Source organism: uncultured Sphingomonas sp. (genome assembly GCF_937871615.1).
Classification (GTDB): domain Bacteria; phylum Pseudomonadota; class Alphaproteobacteria; order Sphingomonadales; family Sphingomonadaceae; genus Sphingomonas.
The window spans coordinates 1-24051 of record NZ_CALMPA010000061.1; the positions used below are offsets into that span (position 1 = coordinate 1).

Annotated in this window: 22 protein-coding genes and 1 tRNA gene; 14 read left to right on the forward strand and 9 right to left on the reverse strand. The window is 67.2% G+C overall.

The window, feature by feature from the left end:
* The 3 genes from Q0316_RS16845 to Q0316_RS16855 all read left to right on the forward strand — a co-directional run.
* Positions 1-571, forward strand: a 571-nt coding sequence (locus tag Q0316_RS16845) for a TolC family protein (protein ID WP_298674461.1), incomplete at its 5' end; no start/stop codon positions are given.
* A gap of 47 nt (positions 572-618) precedes the next feature.
* A complete protein-coding gene (locus Q0316_RS16850) occupies positions 619-1761 on the forward strand; it encodes an efflux RND transporter periplasmic adaptor subunit (RefSeq protein WP_298674482.1) in 1143 nt (380 codons plus the stop codon).
* Positions 1762-1808: 47 nt separating this feature from the next.
* Complete coding sequence (locus Q0316_RS16855) at positions 1809-3353, forward strand: DHA2 family efflux MFS transporter permease subunit (RefSeq protein WP_298674462.1); 1545 nt, start codon at positions 1809-1811, stop codon at positions 3351-3353.
* Between the two features lie 5 nt (positions 3354-3358).
* On the opposite strand, the gene mnmA is transcribed toward Q0316_RS16855, so the two are convergent.
* On the reverse strand, positions 3359-4462 hold the full coding sequence (gene mnmA, locus Q0316_RS16860) for a tRNA 2-thiouridine(34) synthase MnmA (protein WP_298674463.1): 1104 nt from the start codon (positions 4460-4462) through the stop codon (positions 3359-3361).
* A 146-nt stretch (positions 4463-4608) separates the two neighbouring features.
* Between mnmA and Q0316_RS16865 the strand changes: the two genes are divergently transcribed.
* The 3 genes from Q0316_RS16865 (at position 4609) to Q0316_RS16875 (ending at position 5743) form a co-directional block, all read left to right on the forward strand.
* A complete protein-coding gene (locus Q0316_RS16865; protein ID WP_298674464.1) occupies positions 4609-4839 on the forward strand; it encodes a hypothetical protein in 231 nt (76 codons plus the stop codon).
* A gap of 108 nt (positions 4840-4947) precedes the next feature.
* On the forward strand, positions 4948-5247 hold the full coding sequence (locus tag Q0316_RS16870) for a DUF1153 domain-containing protein (protein WP_298674465.1): 300 nt from the start codon (positions 4948-4950) through the stop codon (positions 5245-5247).
* Positions 5248-5485: 238 nt separating this feature from the next.
* A complete protein-coding gene (locus Q0316_RS16875) occupies positions 5486-5743 on the forward strand; it encodes a GlsB/YeaQ/YmgE family stress response membrane protein (protein WP_298674466.1) in 258 nt (85 codons plus the stop codon).
* A gap of 58 nt (positions 5744-5801) precedes the next feature.
* Here the strand turns inward: Q0316_RS16875 and Q0316_RS16880 are convergent, their stop codons facing one another.
* On the reverse strand, positions 5802-6512 hold the full coding sequence (locus Q0316_RS16880) for an SIMPL domain-containing protein (protein ID WP_298674467.1): 711 nt from the start codon (positions 6510-6512) through the stop codon (positions 5802-5804).
* 211 nt (positions 6513-6723) lie between these two features.
* Here Q0316_RS16880 and Q0316_RS16885 point away from each other — a divergent pair, with 211 nt between their 5' ends.
* The 7 genes from Q0316_RS16885 (at position 6724) to Q0316_RS16915 (ending at position 16031) form a co-directional block, all read left to right on the forward strand.
* Positions 6724-7896: an efflux RND transporter periplasmic adaptor subunit gene (locus Q0316_RS16885; protein WP_298674468.1), complete on the forward strand. Its 1173-nt coding sequence runs from the start codon at positions 6724-6726 to the stop codon at positions 7894-7896.
* Between the two features lie 8 nt (positions 7897-7904).
* The gene (locus Q0316_RS16890) at positions 7905-11120 is read left to right on the forward strand and encodes an efflux RND transporter permease subunit (protein WP_298674469.1); all 3216 of its coding nucleotides are present in this window, start codon (positions 7905-7907) and stop codon (positions 11118-11120) included.
* Positions 11121-11251: 131 nt separating this feature from the next.
* Positions 11252-12517, forward strand: coding sequence for a DUF445 domain-containing protein (locus Q0316_RS16895; protein WP_298674470.1), 1266 nt, complete (start codon positions 11252-11254; stop codon positions 12515-12517).
* A gap of 52 nt (positions 12518-12569) precedes the next feature.
* Positions 12570-13667 carry an ABC transporter permease gene (locus tag Q0316_RS16900; RefSeq protein WP_298674471.1) on the forward strand — a complete coding sequence of 366 codons (1098 nt, stop codon included), beginning with the start codon at positions 12570-12572 and terminating at the stop codon, positions 13665-13667.
* Positions 13667-14476, forward strand: coding sequence for an ABC transporter ATP-binding protein (locus tag Q0316_RS16905; protein ID WP_298674472.1), 810 nt, complete (start codon positions 13667-13669; stop codon positions 14474-14476). The genes Q0316_RS16900 and Q0316_RS16905 overlap by 1 nt, the downstream gene beginning before the upstream one ends.
* A complete protein-coding gene (locus Q0316_RS16910) occupies positions 14476-15441 on the forward strand; it encodes an MlaD family protein (protein ID WP_298674473.1) in 966 nt (321 codons plus the stop codon). The genes Q0316_RS16905 and Q0316_RS16910 overlap by 1 nt, the downstream gene beginning before the upstream one ends.
* Before the next feature lie 8 nt (positions 15442-15449).
* The gene (locus tag Q0316_RS16915) at positions 15450-16031 is read left to right on the forward strand and encodes an ABC-type transport auxiliary lipoprotein family protein (protein ID WP_298674474.1); all 582 of its coding nucleotides are present in this window, start codon (positions 15450-15452) and stop codon (positions 16029-16031) included.
* A 729-nt stretch (positions 16032-16760) separates the two neighbouring features.
* Here Q0316_RS16915 and Q0316_RS16920 read toward each other — a convergent pair.
* Positions 16761-17810 carry a peptidylprolyl isomerase gene (locus tag Q0316_RS16920; protein ID WP_298674475.1) on the reverse strand — a complete coding sequence of 350 codons (1050 nt, stop codon included), beginning with the start codon at positions 17808-17810 and terminating at the stop codon, positions 16761-16763.
* A 98-nt stretch (positions 17811-17908) separates the two neighbouring features.
* Here Q0316_RS16920 and Q0316_RS16925 point away from each other — a divergent pair.
* Positions 17909-17999, forward strand: a tRNA-Ser gene (locus tag Q0316_RS16925).
* A 589-nt stretch (positions 18000-18588) separates the two neighbouring features.
* On the opposite strand, the gene Q0316_RS16930 is transcribed toward Q0316_RS16925, so the two are convergent.
* The 6 genes from Q0316_RS16930 to Q0316_RS16955 are packed head-to-tail and all read right to left on the reverse strand — an operon-like array spanning position 18589 to position 23987.
* Positions 18589-20130: a FadD3 family acyl-CoA ligase gene (locus Q0316_RS16930; protein ID WP_298674476.1), complete on the reverse strand. Its 1542-nt coding sequence runs from the start codon at positions 20128-20130 to the stop codon at positions 18589-18591.
* Positions 20131-20514 (reverse strand): nuclear transport factor 2 family protein, encoded by a 384-nt coding sequence (locus tag Q0316_RS16935; RefSeq protein ID WP_298674477.1) that lies wholly within the window; start codon positions 20512-20514, stop codon positions 20131-20133.
* A complete protein-coding gene (locus Q0316_RS16940; protein WP_298674478.1) occupies positions 20514-20975 on the reverse strand; it encodes a MaoC family dehydratase in 462 nt (153 codons plus the stop codon). Before Q0316_RS16940 ends, Q0316_RS16935 begins: the two co-directional genes overlap by 1 nt.
* The gene (locus Q0316_RS16945; RefSeq protein WP_298674479.1) at positions 20972-21751 is read right to left on the reverse strand and encodes an SDR family oxidoreductase; all 780 of its coding nucleotides are present in this window, start codon (positions 21749-21751) and stop codon (positions 20972-20974) included. Before Q0316_RS16945 ends, Q0316_RS16940 begins: the two co-directional genes overlap by 4 nt.
* Positions 21748-22932: an acyl-CoA dehydrogenase family protein gene (locus tag Q0316_RS16950; RefSeq protein WP_298674480.1), complete on the reverse strand. Its 1185-nt coding sequence runs from the start codon at positions 22930-22932 to the stop codon at positions 21748-21750. Before Q0316_RS16950 ends, Q0316_RS16945 begins: the two co-directional genes overlap by 4 nt.
* The gene (locus Q0316_RS16955; RefSeq protein ID WP_298674481.1) at positions 22929-23987 is read right to left on the reverse strand and encodes an acyl-CoA dehydrogenase; all 1059 of its coding nucleotides are present in this window, start codon (positions 23985-23987) and stop codon (positions 22929-22931) included. The genes Q0316_RS16950 and Q0316_RS16955 overlap by 4 nt, the downstream gene beginning before the upstream one ends.
* Between the last annotated feature and the right edge of the window lie 64 nt (positions 23988-24051).

Consider the following 24051-nt stretch of genomic DNA (forward strand, 5'->3'; position numbering starts at 1 on the left):
CGCGCGGCGGGCGGATATCGCAGCCGCGCAGGCGCGGATCGCGGCGGCGGCGGCGGGGCGGCAGGTCGCGCGGCGCGCTTTCTATCCCAATATCAACCTCTCCGCGCTCGCGGGGTTGCAGGCGGTGGGCCTCGGCAATCTGTTCGACGCCAATTCGGGCGTCGCGGGCGGCGGCGGCGCGATCCATCTGCCGATCTTCGACAATGGCCGGTTGAAGGCCGATCTTGTGGGGGCGGCCGCCGGGCTCGATCTCGCCATCGCCGATTATAACGCAAAGGTGGTCGGCGCGGTGCGCGAGGCGGCGGACGCGGTGGCGCGGATCGAGGCCGCCGATGCCGAGCGCGCGAAACAGGCCGATGTGGTGCGCGGCTATGCCGAAACCGCGCGGTTGAACGGCATCCGCGTGTCGAGCGGGCTCGCCTCGCGGCTCGATCTGATCGAAACCGACGTGCGGCTGCTCGACGCCGAGCTTGCCCAGACCAATCTCGCCATCGACGCGCTCGCCGCGCGCGCGCAGCTCGCGCAGGCGCTCGGCGGCGGTTTCGATCCTTCCCAGGATATCAAGCAATGACCGACGCAGAGACCCCCGCTTCCACCAGCGGTCAGCCGCCCGCCGCGATGGCCGCGCCCGCCGGCGGCAGACCTGCGCTGCGCAAGCGGCTGCTGACCATCCTCGCGGTGGTGGTGGTGATCGCCGGGCTGGCGTGGCTCGTCTTCGGCGTGCTGCTCGCGCCGCCGTCGGAGGAAACCGATGACGCTTATGTCGCGGGCGATGTGGTGGCGATCACCGCGCGCGATGGCGGCACGGTGGTGTCGCTCCATGCCGACAATACGCAGGCGGTGAAGGCCGGGCAGCCGCTGATCGACCTCGATCCCGCGACAGCCGATGTCAATCTCGCGGCGGCGGCGGCGGAACTGGCCCGCGCGGTGCGCGCGACGCGGGCGGATTTCTCCAAGGTCGGCGCGAGTGGCGCTGCGGTGATCCAGGCGCAGGCGCAGCTATCGGCGGCGCAGGCCGATTACGCCCGGCGCAAATCCGCCGCCGGTGCGGGCGCGATCTCGGGCGAGGAACTGAGCCACGCGGCGGACGCGGTGAAGGTCGCCACCGCCACGCTCAATCTCGCGCGCGCGCAGGCCGCGCAGGCCGAAAGCACGGTCGCGGGCACCGATGTGAACACCAATCCGGCGGTGATGGCGGCGATCGCGGCCTATCGCCGCGCCGCGATCATCCGCAGCCACATGCACATCGTCGCCCCGATCGACGGCGTGGTGGCGCAGCGCAACGTGCAGGTCGGCCAGCAGATTCAGGCGGGCGCGCCGCTGATGGCGATCGTTCCGCTCCACCGCCTGTGGGTCGATGCCAATCTGCGCGAAACGCAATTGCGCGATCTGCGCATCGGCCAGCGCGCGACGGTGGTGTCGGATATGTATGGCGGCAAGGTCGTCTATCATGGCCGCGTCGTCGGGCTGGGCGCGGGCAGCGGCAACGCCTTCGCGCTGTTGCCGCCGCAGAACGCCAGCGGCAACTGGATCAAGATCGTCCAGCGCGTGCCGGTGCGCATCGCCCTCGATCCGAAGGAACTGGACAGGAACCCGCTGCGCGTCGGCCTGTCGGTGAAGGCGACGGTGGATACCGCCGATCGCTCCGGCGCGAAGCTCGCGCAGCCCGCGGCATCGCCCTATCAGGGCGACGTGGCGACCGACGCGAGCGATCCGGCGGTCGAGGCGCGCATTCGCCAGATCATCGCGGCGAACCGCTGAAGCGATGACGCCGCACCGCGAGGCAGCGAGGCAAGGGAGCCGCCATCATGGCTAGCGCCGCGCCATCGCAACCCCCGCCACTCGCTGGCGGGCGCCGCGCGCTCGTCGCGATCGCGCTGGCGCTCGGCACGTTCATGATGGTGCTCGACAGCACGATCGCCAACGTCTCCCTGCCGACGATCGCGGGCAATCTCGGCGTGTCGAGCGACAATTCCACGTGGATCGTCACCGCCTTTGCGGTCGCCAACGGCATTTCGGTGCCCTTGACCGGCTGGCTGATGCGGCGCTTCGGCGTGGTGCGCACCTTCTGCACCACATTGGTGCTGTTCACGATCGCCTCGCTTTTGTGCGGCATGGCGTGGAGCCTGCAATCGCTGATCGTGTTTCGCGTGCTGCAAGGCGCGGTTTCCGGGCCGATGATGCCCGGCAGCCAGGCGCTGCTCATCTCGATCTTCCCGCCGGAAAAGCGCGCCACCGCGCTTGGCATCTGGTCGATCACCACATTGGTCGCGCCGATCATGGGGCCGATCCTGGGCGGCGTCATCTCGGATAATTATCACTGGGGCTGGATTTTCCTCATCAACGTGCCGTTCGGGATTTTCGCGGCCTCGATCTGCTGGATCAACCTGCGCGCGCGCGAGACGCCGGCGATCAAGCTGCCGATCGACATGGTGGGGCTCATCATGCTGGTGGTGTGGGTCGGCGCGATGCAGATCATGCTCGATCTCGGCAAGAATGCGGATTGGTTCAGCGATCCGACGATCGTGGTGCTCGGGGTGATCGCCGCGATCACCTTCGTCGCATGGGTGATCTGGGAGTGGACCGATGCCAATCCGACGGTGGATCTGCATCTGTTCACCAACCGCAATTTCGCGATCGGCACGCTCGCCTTCTGCCTCGGCTATGCGGTGTTCTTCGCCAATATCCTGCTGATGCCTTTGTGGATGCAGACGCAGCTTGGCTATACCGCGACCTGGGCCGGGCTGGTCGCCGCGCCCAGCGGGGTGGTGGCGGTGCTGCTCACGCCGCTGGCGGCGCGCATGGCGGGCCGGTTCGATGCGCGCATCCTGGCGACGGTGGCGTTCGTCGGCTTCGCGGTGAGCTACTGGATGCGTTCGGGTTATACGACCACGGCGAGCTTCTGGGATTATACCATCCCGATGATGGTGCAGGGCGTGTCGATGGCGACCTTCTTCCTCGCGATGGTGACGATCTCGCTCGATCGCATTCCGCCGGAGAAGATCCCGTCCGCCACCGGCATTTCCAATTTCGCGCGGATCGTGGCGGGGGCGTTCGCCGCCTCGATCATCACCACCGCCTGGGATCGGCGCGAGGCGCTGCATCAGGCGCGGCTGGCCGACGCGGTTGGCGCGAAGCCGCCCTATCAGATGGCGGTGGAGGGGCTGCACCGGCTCGGCCTCGATGCGACGCAGGCGGCGGCGGTGGTGACGCGCGAGATGGTGGGCCAGGCCTATCTGCTCGCCGCGAACGATCTGTTCCGCCTGTCGGCATGGCTCGCGGCGGCGATGATCGTGGTGCTGTGGTTCACGCGGCGCCCCGCCGCGCACGACGGGCCGATCGCGGCGGACTGAAGCGATTAGGCCGCGAGCGCGGGCGCTTCCGTCGCGGCGATCCAGCCGCCGCCGAGCACGCGATCGCCATCATAGAGCACCGCCGCCTGCCCCGGCGCGACGCCATATTCGGGCGTGTCGAACAGCAGCCGGTCGCCCACGATCCGTGCCGGCACCGGCTTCGCCATCGAGCGCACCTTGGCGGTGAGCGGGCGATCGAGCGGGCCGAGCACGTTGATCCCCTCCAGCCGCGCCGCGCCCACCGCGAGCGCCGCGCGCGGGCCGACCACCACTTTCTTCTCCGCCGCATCGACGCGCACGACATAAAGCGGCTCGGGCGTGCCGCCGATCTCCAGCCCGCGCCGCTGGCCGACGGTGAAATGGATGATGCCGCGATGCTGGCCGAGCGTCCGCCCGTCGAGATCGACGATCGCGCCCGCGGTATCCGCCTCGGGCCGAAGCTTGCGGACGAGGCCGGCATAATCGCGATCGGGCACGAAGCAGATATCCTGGCTGTCGGGCTTGGCCGCGACGCCAAGGCCCAGTTCGGCGGCGATCTCGCGCACCCGCGCCTTGGGCAGCGCGCCCAGCGGGAAGCGCAGGAAATCGAGCTGCGCCAGCGTGGTGGCGAACAGGAAATAGCTCTGGTCGCGCGCGGGATCGAGCCCGCGGTGCAGTTCCGGCCCGTCCACGCCGGTCACGCGGCGGACATAATGGCCCGTGGCGAGGCAATCCGCCCCCAGATCGCGGGCGAGCGCGAACAGATCGGTGAACTTCGGCCCCATATTGCACTGGACGCACGGGATCGGGGTGCGCCCGGCGAGATATTCGTCGGCGAATTTATCCACCACCGTCTCGCGGAAACGCGATTCATGATCGAACACGTAATGCGCGATGCCCAGCCGGTCGCACACCGCGCGCGCATCGCGGATATCGCGCCCCGCGCAGCACGAGCCGGTGCGCCCCACCGCCTCGCCGTGATCGTAGAGCTGGAGCGTGACGCCGATCGTCTCCGCGCCCGTCGCATGGGCGAGCGCCGCCACCACCGAACTGTCGACCCCGCCCGACATGGCGACGACGATCCGCTTGCCGGACAGGTTTTCGCCGAGCTGGAAATCCGCCTGATTCATCACCCGCGCCGATACAGGAGAGCGCGCGCCAGCGCAAAGTAACCTTGGTGAACGAACCATTGCCGCCGGCTTTACGCGACCTTTAGCAACGCCGCGTAAAAGCGATCCAACGCCCGCCAAGAGGCGTGAAAACGAAAAGGGTCGCAATGGATTTGAGTTTCGCCAGGTTCGACAGGCACGCCGATGCGGCTGTCCTGCTGCCTGTCGATCTGGCGGTGTTGATGGTGCGGGTCGCGGCGCGACAGGCAGCGTCGCCGACCGCGATCGCACATGCGCAGATGACGTATCGGCCGGCGGAGGGGATGCGCTTCGCACCCGTCGATGGCGCCTTCAACGGTGCCACGGCCAGGGCGCTCGCCGCGTGGAAGAATGAGTGAAGGCCTTGTTTACCGTGCCGCTTAGGCGGCGCTCAACGGCCTGCCGGCTAGGCAATGAGCGTCGTGATTGGAGAGGGGGCCCCCCGCCCCGAACCGAAAGTTAAAGTTATGATTGAGAACCAGAAAATTCGCCCCGCACGGGTCATCGGGCCACTCGGTGAGCCGCTGACGCTGGAATCGCTGCCGCCGGTCAGCACGACGCGCTGGGTGGTTCGGCGCAAGGCCGAAGTGGTCGCTGCGGTGAACGGTGGCCTGCTTACGGTGGATGAAGTTTGCGAGCGTTATGGCCTGACGGTCGAGGAGTTCGCCGGATGGCAGCGCGCGATTGATCGCTCGGGGATGCCGGGCCTGCGCGTCACGCGGATCCAGCATTATAAATCGCTGTACGAGCGCCAGCAGAAATATTGACGTTCACGCGATCCCGGCCCGGCCGGATTCGCGAACGGCGCCGGTGCCGATCCCATTCCTTCTTCGCGTCGGACAACAGCGGGAAGGAACGGGCGGCACCGGCGCCGTTTTCATTTTCACGCCGCTCGGCGCGCCATCGGGGCGCCCGCGCAGTTACGCGATCGGAACAAAAATGGCCCTCGGCGATTGTTAGGTAACGCGGCCCGGAAGACGCCGGGTGACCGCAGGGGAGAGTGTCATGGGTATCATTCTTTGGCTCATCATCGGCGGGGTTATCGGCTGGCTGGCCAGCATCATCATGCGCACCGATGCGCAGCAGGGGATTTTTCTCAACGTCGTCGTGGGAATCGTCGGCGCGTTCATCGGCGGCCTGATCCTGTCGGGCGGCTCGATCAACAACGCGCCGCTGACGATCACGTCGTTCCTGGTCTCGCTGCTTGGCGCGGTGATCCTGCTGGGGATCGTCAACCTCATTCGCCGCGGCTCGGTGCGCTGAGCCTTATCGCCTGAAGGCAAAAAGGTGGCCGCCCGGCTGAGCGGGCGGCCACCTGCTTTCATTGCAGCAGGAAACGCACCGCCACGGTGACGGAGAGATCGGTTTCGCCGGCCATGATCTGGCTGTCGGCGGCGGGCGCGGCGGCGACCCTGGCATACATCACCGGGCGCGGGATATTGCCCTCATTCTCGCCGTTCTCGTTGATCGAGATGATGCGCACGACGCGCAGGCCAGCGGCCTTGGCGTAAAGCTCGGCGCGGGCGCGCGCGATCCGCACCGCCTCGCCGCGTGCCTCGTCGAGCGCGCTTTCGGGCTTGCTGACGGACATTGACGGGCCGTCGATCTGGTTCGCCCCCGCCTTCACCAGCGCATCGAGCGCGGCGCCGCTCTTGGCGATATCGCGGAATTTCACCGAAACATTGTTGTTCGCCTGATAGCCGGTGATGACCGGCGCTTCATTCTGCTGATAGCGATATTGCGGCGAGAGGCCGACGTTGCTCGTCATGATATCGCGTTCGGCGATTCCCGCGCCCTTCAGGGACTGGATCACGCGCGCCATCCGCGCCGCATTCTCCGAAAGCGCGGCGGCGGCGGTGGGCGCCTGGGTGACGACGCCGGCGCGGATCGTGGCGATATCGGGGGTGCGGACTATCTTGCCCGTCGCCGTCACGTCCAGCGTGGTGCCATCGGGAATTGCGGTGTCGGCCAGCGCCGGCGCGGCGGTGGCGGCGACGGCGCTGGCCGCCGCGAGGGTAATGAGGAAACGCATGAGATTCGATGCTCCCGTATCTGTTGCTGCGGCGGGTTGTGGCAGGCCCACGATCAACCGCAGATGAACGGCTGTGTTCCGAAAATCACACCCGCGCCGGCATCCGCGCCGGAATAGGGCGCCCTCTTGAGCGCGGTGATTTATTTCTCTAATACAGCGCCCAATTAATCAGGGGCGGCTGGATAATCGCCGGGACGGGAAAGTGGATCGAATGAATTACGAATCCGGCAGTCTGGAAGGAGAGCCGCTGGCGCTCGAAGGGCCGGCGCGGGATGCGCGCCGCCGCCGGCGCTGGATCGTGATCGTCGCGCTGGTGATCGTTGCCCTGGCCGTGTCGGGCTATGTATATTCCAGCCGGAAGGGGCCGGTGCATAGCTCGGTGGCCGATCAGGCGCCGAACGTGACGGTGGTGGTTCCGGGCAGCGCGCCGGTGGGGCGCGTGATAAACGCCACGGGGTCGCTTGCCGCGAAACGCGATATGCCGGTCGGCGTCGCGGGCGAAGGCGGGATGGTCACGCGCGTGCTGGTCGAGCCGGGGCAATGGGTCGCCGCCGGGCAGGTGCTGGCGATCGTCGATCGCTCGGTGCAGGTGCAGACCGCCGCCAGCCTCCAGGCGCAGACCGGAGTTGCGCAATCCGATCTGGTGCTGGCGCAGCAGGAGCTTGAACGCGCGCAGCAACTCGTCGGGCGCGGTTTCATCAGCCAGGCCGATCTCCAGCGCCGCATCGCCACCCGCGATGCCGCCGCCGCCCGGCTGAAGGTGGCGCGCGCCGCCGTCGCCGAACAGGGCGCGCGCAACCGCCGGCTCGATATCCGCGCGCCGGAGCCGGGCCTGATCCTCACCCGCCAGGTCGAGCCGGGGCAGATCATCAGTTCGGGGTCGGGCACGCTGTTCCGCATGGCGAAGGGCGGCGAAATGGAGATGCAGGCGCTGCTCGCCGAGGGCGATCTCGTCAACATCCGTGTCGGCGATGCCGCCACCGTCACCCCGGTGGGAGAGACGCGCTCCTTCGCGGGCAAGGTGTGGCAGGTCTCGCCGGTGATTGATCCCAAGACGCGCCAGGGCGTCGTGCGCGTCCAGCTCGCTTATGATCCCGCGCTTCGCCCTGGCGGCTTCGCCTCGGTGAAGCTCGTCGCGGGGACGAGCAGCGCGCCGCAATTGCCGCAATCGGCGATCATGAGCGACGATCGCGGCAATTTCGTCTATATCGTCGGCGCGGACGACAAGGTGGTGCGGCGCGATGTCCGCCTCGGCACCGTCACCGATCGCATGGTCGCCATCGCCTCAGGGCTTAGCGGCAAGGAGCGGGTGGTGCGGTCGGCGGGCGCGTTCCTCAATCCCGGCCAGAAGGTCGCGCCGGTATTGGGCAAGATCGAGGGCTGACCGGCGCCATGAGCTTCCGCAACATCTCCGCCTGGTCGATCCGGAATCCGGTTCCGTCGATCGTGCTGTTCGTCATGCTGACGGTGGCCGGCATGGTCAGCTTCGTCCGCATGGATATCAACCAGGAGCCGGATATTGATTTTCCGGCGGTGGCGGTGGAGATCACCCAGCCGGGCGCGGCGCCGAGCGAACTCGAAACCCAGGTGACGCAGCGCGTCGAGGCGGCGGTGCGATCGGTGGAGGGGATCGACGAGATCCAGTCCTACGTCAGCGAGGGCAATTCCACCACGATCGTGCAGCTCGATATCGGCACGCCGATCGATCGCGCGGTGAACGAGGTGCGCGACGCGATCGTGCAGATCCGCTCGAACCTGCCCGAGGGAATCCTTGAGCCGCAGGTCAGCCGCGTCAAGGTCAACGACAATGATGTCGGCAGCTATTCCGCCATCTCCACCGACATGACGATCGAGCAGCTTTCCTGGTATATCGACAATACCGTGGCGAAGGAGCTGATGTCCGTGCCCGGCATGGGCAAGGTGGAGCGCAACGGCGGCGTCGATCGCGAGATCCGCGTGATCCTCGATCCGGCGAAGCTCGCCGCGTTCGGGCTGACGGCGGTGCAGATCAACCAGCAGTTGCGCCAGGTGAACCTCAACGCCGCCGGCGGGCGCTCGGAGATCGCGGGCGCCGAACAGTCGCTGCGCGTGCTCGGCAATGCGCGCGACGCCTATCAGCTCGGCCAGACGCAGATCACGGTGGGCGACGGGCGGACGGTGAAGCTCGCCGACGTGGCGACGGTGCGCGATCTCTATGCCGAGCAGCGTTCCGCCGCCGCGGTGGATGGCCGCCCGGTGCTGAGCTTCGATTTCAAGCGCGCCAAGGGCTATTCCGACGTCACCGTCTTCCGTGAAGCGCAGAAAAAGCTCGATGCGCTGGAAAAGCGCAATCCGCACGTCCATTTCGAGCTGCGCTACGACGGCTCCAAATATGCGCTGGAACAGTATAAGAGCGCGATCCACGCGATGATCGAGGGCGCGGTGCTCGCGGTGTTCATCGTGTTCCTGTTCCTGCGCGATGCGCGCGCCACCGTGATCTCGGCGCTGGCGATCCCGCTTTCGGCGATCCCCGCATTCTGGTTCATGGACATGATGGGCTTCACGCTCAACAGCATGACATTGCTGGCGCTGAGCCTGGTGGCGGGCGTGCTGGTCGACGATGCGATCGTGGAGATCGAGAATATCGTCAGGCACATGCGCATGGGCAAAACCGCCTATCAGGCGTCGATCGACGCGGCGGACGAGATCGGCCTTGCGGTGCTCGCGACGACGATGGCGATCGTCGCGGTGTTCCTGCCCGTCGGGCTGATGCCGGGCATTTCGGGGCAGTTCTTCAAGAATTTCGGGCTCACCGTGGTGGTGGCGGTGTTGATGAGCCTTGCCGTGGCGCGGCTCATCACGCCGATGATCGCGGCCTATTTCCTCCGCTCCTTCGGCCACGCCGAGCATGGCGAGGGCCGGCTCATGGATATCTACATGGCCGTGCTGCGCTGGACGCTCGATGTGGGCCGCGCGCCCGCGATCCGCGCGCAGGGCGGGCTGAAGCGCGTCACCGGCTATTTCAGCGATCACCGCATCTGGGTGGTGGGCATCGGCGCGGTGGCGTTCCTGCTGACGATCCTGTGCTTCGCCAGCCTGCCGATGCAGTTCCAGCCGGCGAACGATTCGGAGCGGTCCGGCGTCACCATCACCATGCCGCCCGGCACGACGATGGCGCAGACGCAGCAGACGGTGGACAAGGTCGTCGCGCTGCTGCGCAAGCAGCCCGATGTGAGGAGCGTCTATAGCCGCACGCTGGTTGGATCGGCCAGGGTCAGCGCGGTGTTCAAGGATCACAAGTCGCAGACCTCGACCGAGTTCGAGCGCGGCCTCGCCCCCGAACTGGCGAAGATTCCGGATGCGCGGGTCAATTTCGCGTCGCAATTCGGCTGGGGTGACAATAACCGCGATGTTTCGATCACGCTCGGCGGCGACGATCCGGTGCTGCTGCGCCAGACGGCGAACCAGCTCGTCGCGGAGATGACGCACGTGCCGGGGCTGGTCGCGCCGCGCATCGCGGGCGATCTCAATCGCCCCGAAGTGGTGATCCGCCCGCGGCTCGATCTCGCCGCGAACCTCGGCGTGACGACCAGCGCGCTGTCCAACGCGATCCGCATCGCGACGATCGGCGATATCGACCAGAACAGCGCGAAATTCTCGCTTTCGGATCGCCAGGTGCCGATCCGCGTCGTGCTCGCGCAATCGGCGCGCACCGAATTGTCGACGATCCAGAACCTGCCGGTGCAGACGCAGAGCGGCGGCTCGGTCCCGCTGTCGCTGGTGGCCGATATCGGCTTCGGTTCGGGGCCGACCAAGATCAACCGCCTCAACCAGCAGCGCCAGTTGACGATCGGCGCCGATCTGGCGCCGGGGCTGGTGGTGAGCGATGCGATGAAGCGGGTCAACGTGCTGCCCGCGATGAAGAATCTGCCGCTCGGCATCCAGCGGATGACGGTGGGGAACGCCAAGTGGCAATCGGAAATGCTGGTCAATTTCGCGTTCGCGGTGGTTGCCGGCGTGTTCCTGATCTTCTCGGTCTTGGTGCTGCTCTATCGCCGCCTGCTGCCGCCGCTGGTGAACATGGGATCGCTGCTGCTCGCGCCGCTCGGCGGGCTGGTCGCGCTCATCGTGACGGGCAATCCGCTTTCGTTGCCGGTGTTCATCGGGCTGCTCATGCTGCTTGGCATCGTCGCCAAGAATTCGATCCTGGTGATTGATTTCGCGCTGGAGGAAATCGCCAAGGGCGTGCCGATCCGCGAGGCGATCCTCGATGCCGGGCACAAGCGCGCGCAGCCGATCGTGATGACCACGGTGGCGATGGTGGCGGGCATGGTGCCCACCGCGCTGTCGCTCTCGGGGGACGCATCGTGGCGCGCGCCGATGGGCGTGGTGGTGATCGGGGGGCTCTCGCTCTCCACCTTGCTCACGCTGCTGATCGTGCCCGCGTCGTTCAGCCTCGCGATCGGGATCGAGCGGCGGATCGGCCCGTGGCTGGGCCATCGCCTGCTCACCTATCGTCCGGGAGACGACGGCCATGGCCTGATCGACCATGTGCCCGGCGGCGGCCCGCTGCCCGCGCCTTATGGGCGGATCGGTCATGGCGGCGATGGCCCGCAACCGGCGGAATGATGCCGCCGCGCGGCGGTGCGGGGCGTTGAGCGGCGGCGATCGGCGCGAATGGCGGGGCCGGGCCGGTTTCGGGCGGGGCGATTCCGCGGCGCGGACTTGAACAAAGCGGGCACTTGGGGATTGTTTCGGCGATGAACCTGATCGTCCGCCGGCGCCCGCCCCACGAAAGAATACCCGCCGGGCTGGTGCGGATGCGGGTGATCGCCACCGGCATGTTGATCGCGATGGCGGCGGCATTCGTGCTGGCGCGCGCGATGGAGCCGGCGCATCCGGCATGGGGCTTCCTGCGCGCCTTTGCCGAGGCGGCGATGGTCGGCGGGCTGGCGGATTGGTTCGCGGTGACGGCGCTGTTCCGCCATCCGCTCGGGCTGCCGATTCCGCACACCGCGATCATTCCGCGCAACAAGGATCGCATCGGCGATCAGCTCGCCTTGTTCCTGCGCGATAATTTCCTGATTCCGGGCGTGGTGGCACGGCGGATGCAGCGGATGGACCTGGCGAGCGTCGCCGGGCGCTGGCTGACCAATCCCACCGCCGGCAGCACGCGGCTGACGCGCGGGCTGTCGCGGCTGGCGGTGGAGGTGCTTCAGGCGCTCGATCAGGAGCGGCTGGGCGGCATGGTGCGCGGCGCGATGGTGCAGCAGGTGCGCGCGATAGAGGTGTCGCCGATGCTTGGCCGCGCGCTCGCCGCCGCGATCAGCGAGGATCGCCACCTTCCCGTGCTCGACGGGATCGTGCGCTGGGCGGGCCGCGTGCTTGAGGCGAACCAGCCGATCGTCCGCGCGATGGTGCATGAACGCGCCGGCTCGATCATGCGCTGGACGGGGCTTGATGAAACGCTCGCGGCCAAGATCATCGACGGGCTGGACAAGATGCTGCGCGACATGGCCGAAAACCGCGATCATCCCTTGCGCGGCAAGGCGGAAGAAGGGCTGGTAACGCTGGCCCGCGATCTCCAGCACGATCCGGCGATGATCGCGCGGGTTGAGCGGATGAAGCTCGAACTGCTCGAAAATCCCGCGATGCAGGATTGGATCAACGGGCTGTGGGAACAGGCGCGCGCCGCGATGCTGCGCATCGCCCGCGATCCCGATGCGCTGCTCGCGGGCAAGCTGCGCGAGGCGTTCAACCAGTTGGGCGAGACGTTGCAGCGCGATGTCGGGCTGCAACGCACGCTCAACCGTTATGTGCGCCGCGCGGCGGTGGGCACGGCGGCCGATTATGGCGATTCGATCGTGCGGCTGGTGTCGGAAACGGTGCGCGGGTGGGATGCGGAGACGATCACCCGCCGGCTCGAAAACGCGGTGGGCAAGGATTTGCAGTTCATCCGCATCAACGGCACTTTGGTCGGCGGGCTGGTCGGGCTGGCGATCCACACGGTGGATGTCGCGCTGTGACCGGCGGGGTGCGGCTTGCCGTGGCGATCGCTTTCGCCCAAGGATGCCGGTGATGGGCGCGGCGGCGGATTTCAGCGAGGATGGCGATGTCCTGCGCTTCACCGGCGATCTCTCGCTGGCGAAGCTGGGCGATCTGCCGCAACGGCTGCGCGGGCTGGGCGAAGGCGTGCGCCGGGTCGATCTTTCGCGGGTCGAGCGGATCGACACGGTCGGCGCGTGGATCGTCCACCGTTTCGCGCGCGATCACGATGCCGCGATCGAGGGACTTGATCCGGAACAGGCGCGGCTGCTCGCGCATGTCGGCGATGCGGATCAGCCGGTCGCGATGCGGCCCCGTTATCTCAGCCCGTTCACCCGCGTGCTGGGGGAGATCGGCGCGGCCACCGCCACGGCGGGCAAAACGTTGCTCGGGCTGCTCGGCTTCCTCGGCGCGACGGTGATCGCGTTCGGCAATGTCCTGCGCCATCCGCGCCGTTTCCGCTTCAACGCCACGGTGCAGATGTTCGATGTGGTCGGCGTTTCCGCGCTCGGCATCATCGGGCTGATGAGTTTCCTGATCGGCATCGTCATCGCGCAGCAGGGCGCGGTGCAGCTCCGCCAATTCGGCGCGGAGGTGCTGACGGTCAACCTGATCGGGCGCATCACGCTGCGCGAACTGGGCGTGCTGATGACCGCGATCATGGTCGCCGGGCGATCGGGATCGGCCTTCGCCGCGCAGATCGGCACGATGAAGCTGACCGAGGAGATCGACGCGATGCGCACGATCGGCGTTTCCCCGATGGAGGCGCTGGTGCTGCCGCGCACGATTTCGGCGATCGTGCTGATGCCGCTGCTCGGCTTTTACGCGTCGCTGGTGGCGATGATCGGCGGCGGCCTTCTGTGCTGGATCAACCTGGGCATCCCGCCGGTCACCTATATCGCGCGATTGAGGGAGGTGGTGCCGATCACCGATCTTTACGTCGGGCTGGTCAAGGCGCCGGTGTTCGGCGCGATCATCGCGATGGCGGGCTGCTTCCAGGGGATGCAGGTGGAGGGCGACGCCGAACAGGTCGGCAGCCGTACCACCGCGGCGGTGGTGCAGGCGATCTTCCTCGTGATCGTGCTCGATGCGTTCTTCGCGGTGTTCTTCACCTCGATGGGGTGGACGTGATGGCGGATGACGATTGCATCATCCGCGTGCGCGGGCTGCGCACCAGCTTTGGCGATCAGGTCGTCCATGACGGGCTGAGCCTCGACGTGCGGCGCGGCGAGATCCTCGGCGTGGTCGGCGGATCGGGTACGGGCAAATCGGTGTTGATGCGCGCGATCATCGGCCTCCAGCCGCCCGACGAGGGCGAGATCACCGTGTTCGGCGAGCCGACCATCGCCCGCGACGAGACCGAGGCGCTGGAAATCCGCAAGCGCTGGGGCGTGCTGTTTCAGGGCGGCGCCTTGTTCTCCACGCTGACGGTGGCGGAGAATGTGCAGGTGCCGCTGCGCGAATTCTATCCCGCGCTCGATCTTGCGCTGCTCGACGAGATCGCGTCGTACAAGGTGGTGATGACCGGGCTGCCCGCCGATGCCGGCCCCAAATTCCCCTCCGAGCTTTCGGGCGGCATGAGGAAGCGCGCCGGGCTGGCCCGCGCGCTGGCGATGGACCCGGAATTGCTGTTCCTCGACGAGCCGACCGCCGGCCTCGATCCGATCGGCGCGGCGGGGTTCGACGAACTCACCCGCTCGCTTCAGGAAACCATGGGGCTAACCGTGTTCCTGATTACCCACGATCTCGATACGCTTTACGCGATTTGCGATCGCGTCGCGGTGCTGGCGGATAAAAAGGTGATCGCGGTGGGCACGATTCCGGAACTGCTCGCGCTGGATCATCCGTGGATTCAGGAATATTTCAACGGCCCGCGTGGCCGGGCGGCGGTGGCGACGCAGGAGGCGCACGCCGCGCGCGAAAAGGCAGGGACTGACTGATGGAAACCCGATCGAACCATGTTCTTGTCGGATCGGTCGTGCTGATCCTGCTTGCGGTGCTGGCGCTGTTCACCGTGTGGATATCGCGCCTCGGCGGCGCCGCCGAGAAGGAATATGACATCTTCTTCAAGCAATCGGTCGATGGGCTGGCGAAGGGGTCGTCGGTCACTTATTCGGGCGTGCCATCGGGGCAGGTCAAATCAATCCAATTGTCGAAGAACGATCCGCAGTTCGTCCGCGTGCGCATCAGCGTGAACGAGGATACCCCGGTGCTGCAAGGCACCACCGCGACGATCCAGGGCAGCTTCACCGGCACCAGCACGGTGAGCCTCGATGGCGCGGTGAAGGGCGCGCCCCCGATCACCTGCCCGGCGAATGACGCCGCCAATCAATGCCCCTATGGCGTGCCGGTAATCCCCACGCGCACCGGCGGGCTTGGCGCGATCCTCAATTCCGCGCCGCAATTGCTCGAGCGGCTCTCCACGCTGACGGAAAAGCTCACCGGGCTGGTGACGGACAAGAATCAGGCGTCGATCGCGGGCATCCTCGATAATACCAACCGGCTGAGCCGCGCGCTCGCCGATCGCGGGCCGGAAATCGCCGCCACGCTGGCACAGACCCGCATCGCGGTGCAGCAGGCGGGGGACGCGGCGGAGAAGATCGGCAATCTCGCGCAAACCACCAATGGCGTGCTGGCGGACGATGTGAAGCCGGCGATGGCCAATCTCAACGATGCGATCCGTTCGGCGAAGCAGAGCGCGGATACGCTGAACGCGGCGATCGGCGATGCGCGGCCGGGGCTTCAGGCGTTTTCGAAACAGACCGTGCCCGAGGTGGGGCAATTGGTCCACGATCTGCGCAATATGGCGCAGGCGCTTTCGTCGGTCGCGGAAAAGGTTGATCGCAACGGCGCCGGTTCGCTGCTCGGCCAGCAGCGGCTTCCTGATTACAAGCCCGGCAAATGAGGCGGACGATGAAGCGATTTGCGATTTTTCTGGCGGTGCTGCCGCTTGCCGGCTGCGTCAGCTTCGGGGCGAAGCCGCCGCCCTCGCTGCTCGATCTCACCGCGGCGGATCAGGTGAAGCCGGGGCAGGAACAGGATGCCGCCAGCGCCGGCACGATCACCATCCATGTACCCGCCGTGCCACAGGCGCTCGCCACCGCGCGCGTGCCGGTGCAGGCGACGCCCACCTCGATCGCCTATGTGAAGGGCGCGCAATGGGTGGAGCCGCCGCAGCGGCTGTTCGCGCGGCTGCTTTCCGATACGGTGGCGGCGCGCACCGGGCGCGTCGTGCTGGGCGCGGCGCAATCGTTCGGCGATCCGGGCGCGCGGCTGAGCGGCGAATTGCGCGCTTTCGGGATCGACGCAGCGTCGTCCAGCGCGATCGTCACCTTCGATGCCACGCTGGTGCGCGCGGAAGGCGGCAAGGTGGAAAAGCAGCGTTTCGAGGCGCGGGTGCCCGTCGCTGTGATTGATGCGGCATCGGCCGGGCGCGCGCTCAATCAGGGCGCGAACCAGGTCGCGGCGCAAGTGGCGGACTGGGTCGGCAAGTAACCGCGGGCGAAGCGCGGGCGCGGCGTGCCCGATCCCCATTGCCGGCGCGTGGCCTAGGCAACCGCTGCCCGCGTGCCCAGCGCGCGAATGCCACAGACGCGTCGAGCGGCTGTGGCGGCACGATGCGGGCGCGGCCTCGCACGACCGCGACGCATCCAAGATGTGGCGTAGACAACGGATGCCCGCACCGAATGCACGGATGTCGTTGCCGCGCCGAGCGACTGATCGGTGCGCGGCGCGCCGCCGGTCGGCCACTGGGCGTCCCGGATGCCGCATAAGCGACGGCTCCCTGCGCCCAACGCGCGGATGCGGTAGGCGCATCGAGCAACCGTTCCGCGCGCGATGCGGGTGGCGCGTCGATCAGCCATGGTGCGTTTCGGATGCGGCGTAGGCAATGGTTCCGAACGTCCAGCGCGCGGATAGCGAGGTGCGTCGAGCGAGTGCTCCCGCGCGACGCGGGCGGTGGCAGAGTGCCGGTCGGGCACAACGTGTCCCGGATGCGGCGTAGGCGATGAATACCCGCTCGCCCAGCGGGCCACGATACTGGGGGCGCGTCGAACTGGCTGCCCACGCCCGGCGCACCGCTGGCGAAGGTGCGTCGAACGGCTGTTCCGGCACGACGCGTGGGATATTGGTCGGGCACCACGCGCGAGAAGCGAGAGCTTGTCGGGCGGCGGGGCGGTCATCCGCTGTCGGGGGGACGAAACCACCCCGCGCGGCATTCGATCGCTATTTCACGCGTCGGATCGGCGTCGGCACGTTGCAGATATCCGCGCCGCCCGCCGGCTGGATGAAGAACGCGTCGCGGCGGTTGTCGCGTGCGTCGGCGTAGCGCGCGAAGCTCGTGCTGTCGGTCGCGAGATATTCGAAACGGGGTTGTTCGCTCGCCGGCAGGTCGCTCGCGATGCGGGTCGATACGATCGGCACCCGTTCCGCCGCCGTCGCGTACATGCCGAGCGCTTCCGTCCCGCGCGGCAGGGCGGAGAGGTGCTCGATGCCCTCGATCACCCGGCCGACCAGCGCGATATTGCGATCGAGATGGCGTGGCGCGTGGCCGATCACCGCATAGAGTTCCGCGCCATTGCCCGTGTCCGGCGGCATGTCCCGCCCGACGCCGACCATGCCATAGCAATGCACCGGCCACGCCATGGTTTCGCTCGGGGCGGCATCCGCGCCCTGTCGTGCGCTCGCGATCGGCCAGCCGCGCCAGGTGAAGGTCAGCGGGGCATAGGCGTCCCGCCCGTTGCCCGCGACGAGGCCGACGAAGGCGCGCGATCCCGCCTGTCGCACGACTGCGCCGTCGATATAGGTGCGGCCAAGATCGGTGACATACGCGCTTTGCGGGATCGGTTTCATGCCCGGCGGCAGCGGCTTCTTCCCGCTCGCATCGCCCCATTGCGCGACGTAATTGTCCTGCACGCGGTTGATGCTGGTGCCGTCCCACCAATGCGCGCGGGCCAGCCGGCGGATGTTGTCGATCCACCCTTGCGCGAAGGGCGCGGGGAGCAACTGGATGAAAACGCGGCGCGGATGCCCGCGCGAATCGGGCGCGAGGTCGAGGATCGCCAGGTCGTCCGCCGGGATCGCCCGCCACGCCGCCTCCGGCGCGCGCGCGGCGATTTCGGATGGTGCGGTCACCGGCGCGCGCGGCGCGCTCGCCCGCCCGTCCGTTCGCGGCGCGCGCGCGGCGATTTCAAACGGCGCGGTCACTGGCGCTTGCGCCGCAGCGGCGGCCTGCGCGAATGGCGCGCTGAGCAGCGCGAGAGTAACCATAATCATGGACATATGCTGCCGCCGCCGCGTGAATCATGCAATCGCGAACACCAAGCTTGCGTCCCCCCCCACATCCCCCTACTGCGACCCCTCCCAAGGCATGCGGAGCGGTGGCCGAGTGGTCGAAGGCGCTCGCCTGGAAAGTGAGTATACGGCAAAACCGTATCGAGGGTTCGAATCCCTCCCGCTCCGCCACAATTTTTCAAATTGAAATATATTCTCGAAAAATTGCGCTCGGCGCTCACGGCGATGTCCGCATTTTGACGTGGCTTGCATCGCACTTCGGCGTTTTTGTACGCATTGGTTCGCCTGTTTTGTCGGGATGATTCGACAGATTTCGCCCGTCACGTAGAGGGACCGGTGGGGGATCGCCGTCGGAAACAGCGCTCGCCGGTTGGCCGCATCCGGAGCGGAAGGGGTTTCTCGCGGTGGGCGACGGCGTATTATGCTTATTCCGCCAGGCGCGCATGTTGCCGTCATGCCGTTCGGATCGGCGTCGGTGACGGGTAAGCGGCTGGTTCGTGCGGCACCGATAGTCGTCACGCTGCCAGCTATGGCCGCTCGATCGGCCTTGCATTGCTGGAGATCGTCGTGGCTGCGCCCGTGACCTCCGCCGCATGGTGGGGCCCGATCCTCAGACCGTGTTCAAACGCGAATGAATAACCTCCGCATAACCGTATCACTGGCTTCTTCAACTGCCGATACGGGCGGTTCGGCATAACCGGAGCGTCACTCGAAGGAAGCATGTCGACAACGCCGCGCAATCCCGCTTGACGCGGCGGAATTACCGCGCGCCGCGCTCCGCCATAGCGCGCAATTCGGGTTTCACCACCTTGCCCGAAGCATTGAGCGGTAGCGCATCGAGCAGGGTGATGCGGCGTGGCGCTTTATAGTTTGCCATATTCTCCCGCGCCCAGCCGATCAGCGTGTCGCTGTCCACCATCGCGCCGGGCCGGGGAACGACGAAGGCGTGGCCGATCTCGCCCATCCGTTCATCCGGCACGCCGATCACCGCGACCGCGCCGATCGCGGGGTGGGCGGAGAGCAGTTTCTCGATCTCGGCCGGGTAACAATTGAATCCGCCGGAGATATACATGTCCTTCTTGCGATCGGTGATGCGCAGATAGCCGCCAGCGTCCATCACGCCGACATCGCCGGTGTGGAACCAGCCATCGGGGTCGATCGCCTCGGCGGTGGCGGAGGCATCGGCGAGATAGCCGAGCATCACGCCATAGCCGCGCACCAGCACCTCGCCCTCTTGCCCGCGCGCTACTTCGCGCCCGGCGTCGTCGGCGCATTTCACCTCCAGGCCAGGCAGCGCCTTGCCGCAGCTTGACGCAACCAGCTCGACCGGATCGCCCTGCCGGCATGAGGTGATCGCGCTGCATTCGGTCATGCCATAAGCGGTAACGACAGTCTGGAAGCCGAGTTCGCGCTGCATCCGCTCGATCAGGATCGGCGGCACGGTTGCCGCGCCGGTCACCGCGCACCGCAACGACGATGAATCGAACGCGCGCGCCGCCAGCAGCGACTGGAAGATCGTCGGCGGCCCCGGAAGGAAGGAGATGCGATCCCGCTCGATATGCTCGATCATCCGCGCGACATCGAACGTCGCCATCGGCACGATCGTGGCACCGGCGATCAGTGCGGCGACCCACCCGGCCTTGAACCCGAAGCTGTGGAAGAACGGATTGACGATCAGATAGATATCACCCTCGCACAGGCCAACCGCATCGCCCCAGGCGCTGAACATCGGGATGATGCGTCCATGGGTGGTGAGCACGCCCTTGGGCGTGCCGGTGGTGCCGGAGGTGAACATGATGTCGCTCAGCGTATCCGGCCCGAGCGCGGCGAGAGCGCCGGCGATACGCGGATCGTCCGCGCCGGCGCCCTGGGCGAGAAACGCATCCCAGTCGCGATCGAACAGGATCGTCCGCTCAAGATCGGGCAGCGCCTCATCGGCGAGCAATGTGGGATAATCCACGCCGAGAAAATCGCCGACGGTGAACAACAGCCGCGCGCCCGTCCGGCGCAGGATATCGCCCGCCTCGCGCCCCTTGAGCCGCGTGTTGAGCGGGACGATCGCGGCGCCGATCGTTTGCGCGCCGATCGTCGCGACGATCCATTCGCGCCGGTTGGGTGCCCAGATCGCGATCCGCTCGCCGGAAACCACGCCCTGGGCGAGGAAGGCCGAGGCCGCCTCGCGCGCGCGTCGCCACAGTTCGGCGAAGCTCCAGTTCTCGTCGTCCCCAAGCAGGGCCGGGCGATCACCGAAACGCGCGGCGGCTTCGGCGGCGAGGTGCGGTATCGTGGGGGGCAGGGCCATTCACGCCCCCCGCATGTTCGACGGGCCGAAATAGGCGGTCATCGTGGCGATCCTGCCCTCGGTGTCGAAACGGAAAATGTCGATCACATCGACCACCAGATCGGCGCCGCCGTGATGCAGCGCGACCTGAAACGCGAAGGCGGCATAGGGCGGGGCCACGCGCATCGGCCCCTGCAACGTCAGCTTCGCGCCGGTCGCCATGGATTGCGTGTAGAAATCGAGGATCGCCTCGCGCCCGCGCTTCTGCTCGGTGCCGATCGGGTCTTCGACCGTCGCGTCATCAGCGAACAGCGCCGCCACCGCTGCCGCATCGCCGCGATCGAATGCCGCGACATAGGCATGAACCGCATCGACCATGATCTGTTCGGTGAGCGGCACGGGCATCACTCCGGGAAATAGCGGCTGATCGTGTCGACGACGCAGGCAGGCTTCTCGCCGCCCTCGATCTCGACGGTGACGCGGACGGTGGACTGGATCGCGCCCTTTATCTCCTCCACCGCGATGATCTCGCCGCTGCCGCGAATGCGTGCGCCGACTTTTACGGGTGCGAGGAAGCGCAGCCGATCCGCGCCGACATTTACCGCATGGGCGAAGCCGCGCACCTCGATCAGATCGGGGAGGAAGAAGTTGACGAGGCTCATCGTCAGATAGCCGTGCGCGATCGTGCCGCCGAACGGCCCGGTTCTGGCGCGCTCGACATCAACGTGAATCCACTGATGATCGCCGGTCACCTCGGCGAAGCCGTCGACACGATCCTGTTCGACCGCGAGCCAATTAGTCGGGCCGAGCGTGGTGCCCTCCTCGCCGATCAGGTCGCGCGGATGCGGATATACACGCGCCGTCATGCGCGCTGGCTCGATACCGGGACGACCTCGCCGGTCATGTATGACGACAGATCGGAGGCGAGGAAGATCATCACATTGGCAACCTCCCACACCTCGGCGGGGCGCCCGAACGCCTCCTGCGCGGAGAGCTTGGCGAGCAACTCGTCGGTTGTCACCCTGGCAAGGAACGGGTGCATCGCGATCGACGGCGCGACAGCGTTGATGCGCACGCCATGTTCCGCCGCCTCGATCGCGGCGCAGCGGGTGAAGGCCATGACACCCGCCTTCGCCGCCGCATAATGCGCCTGCCCCTTTTGCGCCCGCCAGCCGAGCACCGAAGCGTTGTTGACGATCGCGCCCGATCCGCGCGCGGTCATCGCCGGCAGGAAGGCGCGCGTCATCCGGAACACGCTGGTCAGCGTAACGTCGATCACGCGCGCCCATTGATCGTCAGTCATGTCGACCACCGGGACTTCACCGCCCAGCCCGGCATTGTTGATAAGCACGTCGACATGGCCGAGCTTCGCCAGCGCGGTATCACGTAGCGCCTGCACCGCGGTTTCGCTGGTCACGTCGCAAATGCAGGTTTCGGGGCGCACGCCCACCGCCGCCGCGATCGCATCCGCCGCCTCGCCCAGCCGGCGTTCGTGAAAGTCGCTGATGAGCACGCGGGCGCCTTCCTCCGCCGCGCGTTTGGCGACCGAAAAGCCGATGCCGGTGCCGGCGGCGGCGGTGACGACGACCGTGCGACCCTTGAGCAGCCCGCGCGGCTGCGGATAGGCGGGGGCGGGGGTCATGCGTTCCCTCGCGGTTCGCGGGGCAGGCCAAGCGCGCGCTCGGCGACGATGTTGCGCTGGATCTGGTTGGTGCCGCCGTAGATCGTGTCCGCGCGCGACGACAGAAACAGGCTCGGCAGCATTGGAAAATCGTAATCAGTGCCGTCAGTCACCTCGCCGGACTGGCCGAGCACATCCATGCCCAGTTCGCCCAGGTTGCGCCGCCATGTCGCCCACTGCAGCTTGTAGGTCAGCGCCGCGCCATCGGGCCGCGCGTGATCGGTGTTGCTCAGCATACGCAGCGCGCCGTAGCGCATCAGGCGTAAGCCGATTTCCGCCTTGGCGATGCGCTGGCGGATCAGCGGGTTCCTTGCCGCGCCATTCGCCTTCGCCGCCGCGATGATCGCATCCAGTTCGTGCCGGAAGCCCATTTGCTGCCCGAGCGTGGAGACGCCGCGTTCGAACGCCAGTAGCCCCATCGCCACCTGCCAGCCGTTGCCCGGCGTGGAGACGAGATTTTCCGCCGCCGTGCGCGCGCCATCGAAGAAGGTTTCGTTGAATTCCGCGTCACCGTTGATCTGTTTGATCGGGCGGATCGTGATTCCGGGCTGATCGAGCGGCATCAGCAGGAAGGTCAGGCCCTTTGGCCCCTTCGAGCCTTCCTCGCTGCGCGTGACGACGAAGATCCAGTCGCAGATCTGCGCAAGGCTGGTCCAGATTTTCTGCCCGTCGACCACCCATTCGCCGGTCGCTTCGTCCACCCGTGCGCGCGTGCGCACCGAGGCGAGGTCGGAGCCGGCGTTCGGCTCGGAATAGCCCTGGCACCACAACACTTCGCCCGATGCGATGCCGGGGAGGACGCGCTGCTTCTGCTCCTCGGTTCCGAAGGCGAGGATCGTCGGGCCGGCCAGTTCGATCCCCATATGGCCGATGCGCCCCGGTGCGCCGGATCGCGCATATTCCTCGGCGAAGATCACCTGCTGCTCAAGCGTCGCATCCCGCCCGCCCCATTTGGCGGGCCAGCCGATGCAACTCCAGCGATGACGGCCAAGCTGCTGCTCCCACTCCTTGCGCCGTTCGGCCATCACGGTGAGGCCCAGCACCCCCTTGATGTCGCGGAATTCACCCGACATCTGGCCGGCGAGCCAGTCTGCCACCTCCGCGCGGAAAGCCTCATCCTCGGCTGAGAATCCAAGCTTCATGCGGCGTCTCCCAATCCGATAATCCTGGCGACCTGCTCGCGGTGCCAATCACTGTCGCCCAGCATCGAGCGGATCGCACGCGCGCGCTTGAAGAACAGATGCGCGTCATGTTCCCAGGTGAAGCCGATCCCGCCGTGAAGCTGGATCATGTCTCCGGCGCAGCGGAAATAGGTGTCGCTGGCGAAGCTCTTGGCACTATGCAGCCCAAGCTGCGCCTCCGGCGAATCCTCATCGACTGCGCAGGCCGCCCAATAGACCGCCGAGCGCGCCTGTTCGATCTCCACCATCATGTCGGCGAGGCGATGTTTATAGGCCTGGAAGCTGCCGATCGGGCGGCTGAACTGTTCGCGTTCCTTCGAATAGGCGACGGTGCGATCGAGCGTTGCCTGCGCGCCGCCCAGCGCTTCCGCCGCGACGCAAATCCAGCCACCGGCGCGCGCCGCGGCGATTCCCGCCTGCCATTCGGGCAGCGGATCGGCGGGCGTGTCAGCCAGGGTGACGCGCGCGAGCGGGCGTGTCTGGTCCATCGTCACCGCGCGCTCGATGGCGAGGCCGGGCGCGTCGGCACGGACGATCCACGCGCCCGCGTCGCTTGCGAATACGAACATATCGGCCACGCCACCATGCGGCACGAAATCCACGCTGCCGGTCAGCCTGTCGCCGGTCGCGCGGAGATCATGGCTGCCGCCCGCCGCGGCGATCACCTCGCCCGATGCGATGTGGGGTAGCCACTCCTGCTTCTGCGCCGCGCTGCCGCCAGCGGCGATCGCGCGGGCGGGCATGGCGAGGCCGAGCAGTGGAAGCGCGGCGACCTGCGCGCCGGCGGCTTCCGCGATCGTCGCGAACTCGACAAGGCCGAGCCCCGAGCCGCCATGTGCTTCCGGCACGGCAATGCCGGCAAGCCCGAGGTCCGTGCAGAAGGCGCGCCACAGCTCACGGTCGATCCCATCGCCTTCCATCGCGCGGCGGGTGCGCTCGCTGGTGGCGTTTTCGGCGAAGAAGGCGCGGGCGGTGTCCGCGATCATGGCCTGTTCTTCGGTAAAAGCGAATTGCATCAGGCGGTCCCCCACACTTTGCGTGGCGCGATGCGGGCCGCGAGTAGTTCGGTCACCGCGGCGC

Bases quoted from the DNA above. Each gene is read 5' to 3' on its own strand.
- Q0316_RS16950 (WP_298674480.1), bottom strand. From the start codon at position 22,932: ATGAAGCTTGGATTCTCAGCCGAGGATGAGGCTTTCCGCGCGGAGGTG.
- Q0316_RS16900 (WP_298674471.1), top strand. From the start codon at position 12,570: ATGGGCGCGGCGGCGGATTTCAGCGAGGATGGCGATGTCCTGCGCTTC.
- Q0316_RS16940 (WP_298674478.1), bottom strand. From the start codon at position 20,975: ATGACGGCGCGTGTATATCCGCATCCGCGCGACCTGATCGGCGAGGAG.
- Q0316_RS16885 (WP_298674468.1), top strand. From the start codon at position 6,724: ATGAATTACGAATCCGGCAGTCTGGAAGGAGAGCCGCTGGCGCTCGAA.
- Q0316_RS16870 (WP_298674465.1), top strand. From the start codon at position 4,948: ATGATTGAGAACCAGAAAATTCGCCCCGCACGGGTCATCGGGCCACTC.
- Q0316_RS16920 (WP_298674475.1), bottom strand. From the start codon at position 17,810: ATGATTATGGTTACTCTCGCGCTGCTCAGCGCGCCATTCGCGCAGGCC.
- Q0316_RS16905 (WP_298674472.1), top strand. From the start codon at position 13,667: ATGGCGGATGACGATTGCATCATCCGCGTGCGCGGGCTGCGCACCAGC.
- Q0316_RS16865 (WP_298674464.1), top strand. From the start codon at position 4,609: ATGGATTTGAGTTTCGCCAGGTTCGACAGGCACGCCGATGCGGCTGTC.
- Q0316_RS16935 (WP_298674477.1), bottom strand. From the start codon at position 20,514: ATGCCCGTGCCGCTCACCGAACAGATCATGGTCGATGCGGTTCATGCC.
- Q0316_RS16895 (WP_298674470.1), top strand. From the start codon at position 11,252: ATGAACCTGATCGTCCGCCGGCGCCCGCCCCACGAAAGAATACCCGCC.
- Q0316_RS16875 (WP_298674466.1), top strand. From the start codon at position 5,486: ATGGGTATCATTCTTTGGCTCATCATCGGCGGGGTTATCGGCTGGCTG.
- Q0316_RS16930 (WP_298674476.1), bottom strand. From the start codon at position 20,130: ATGGCCCTGCCCCCCACGATACCGCACCTCGCCGCCGAAGCCGCCGCG.
- Q0316_RS16855 (WP_298674462.1), top strand. From the start codon at position 1,809: ATGGCTAGCGCCGCGCCATCGCAACCCCCGCCACTCGCTGGCGGGCGC.
- mnmA (WP_298674463.1), bottom strand. From the start codon at position 4,462: ATGAATCAGGCGGATTTCCAGCTCGGCGAAAACCTGTCCGGCAAGCGG.
- Q0316_RS16915 (WP_298674474.1), top strand. From the start codon at position 15,450: ATGAAGCGATTTGCGATTTTTCTGGCGGTGCTGCCGCTTGCCGGCTGC.
- Q0316_RS16955 (WP_298674481.1), bottom strand. From the start codon at position 23,987: ATGCAATTCGCTTTTACCGAAGAACAGGCCATGATCGCGGACACCGCC.
- Q0316_RS16880 (WP_298674467.1), bottom strand. From the start codon at position 6,512: ATGCGTTTCCTCATTACCCTCGCGGCGGCCAGCGCCGTCGCCGCCACC.
- Q0316_RS16945 (WP_298674479.1), bottom strand. From the start codon at position 21,751: ATGACCCCCGCCCCCGCCTATCCGCAGCCGCGCGGGCTGCTCAAGGGT.
- Q0316_RS16850 (WP_298674482.1), top strand. From the start codon at position 619: ATGGCCGCGCCCGCCGGCGGCAGACCTGCGCTGCGCAAGCGGCTGCTG.
- Q0316_RS16890 (WP_298674469.1), top strand. From the start codon at position 7,905: ATGAGCTTCCGCAACATCTCCGCCTGGTCGATCCGGAATCCGGTTCCG.
- Q0316_RS16910 (WP_298674473.1), top strand. From the start codon at position 14,476: ATGGAAACCCGATCGAACCATGTTCTTGTCGGATCGGTCGTGCTGATC.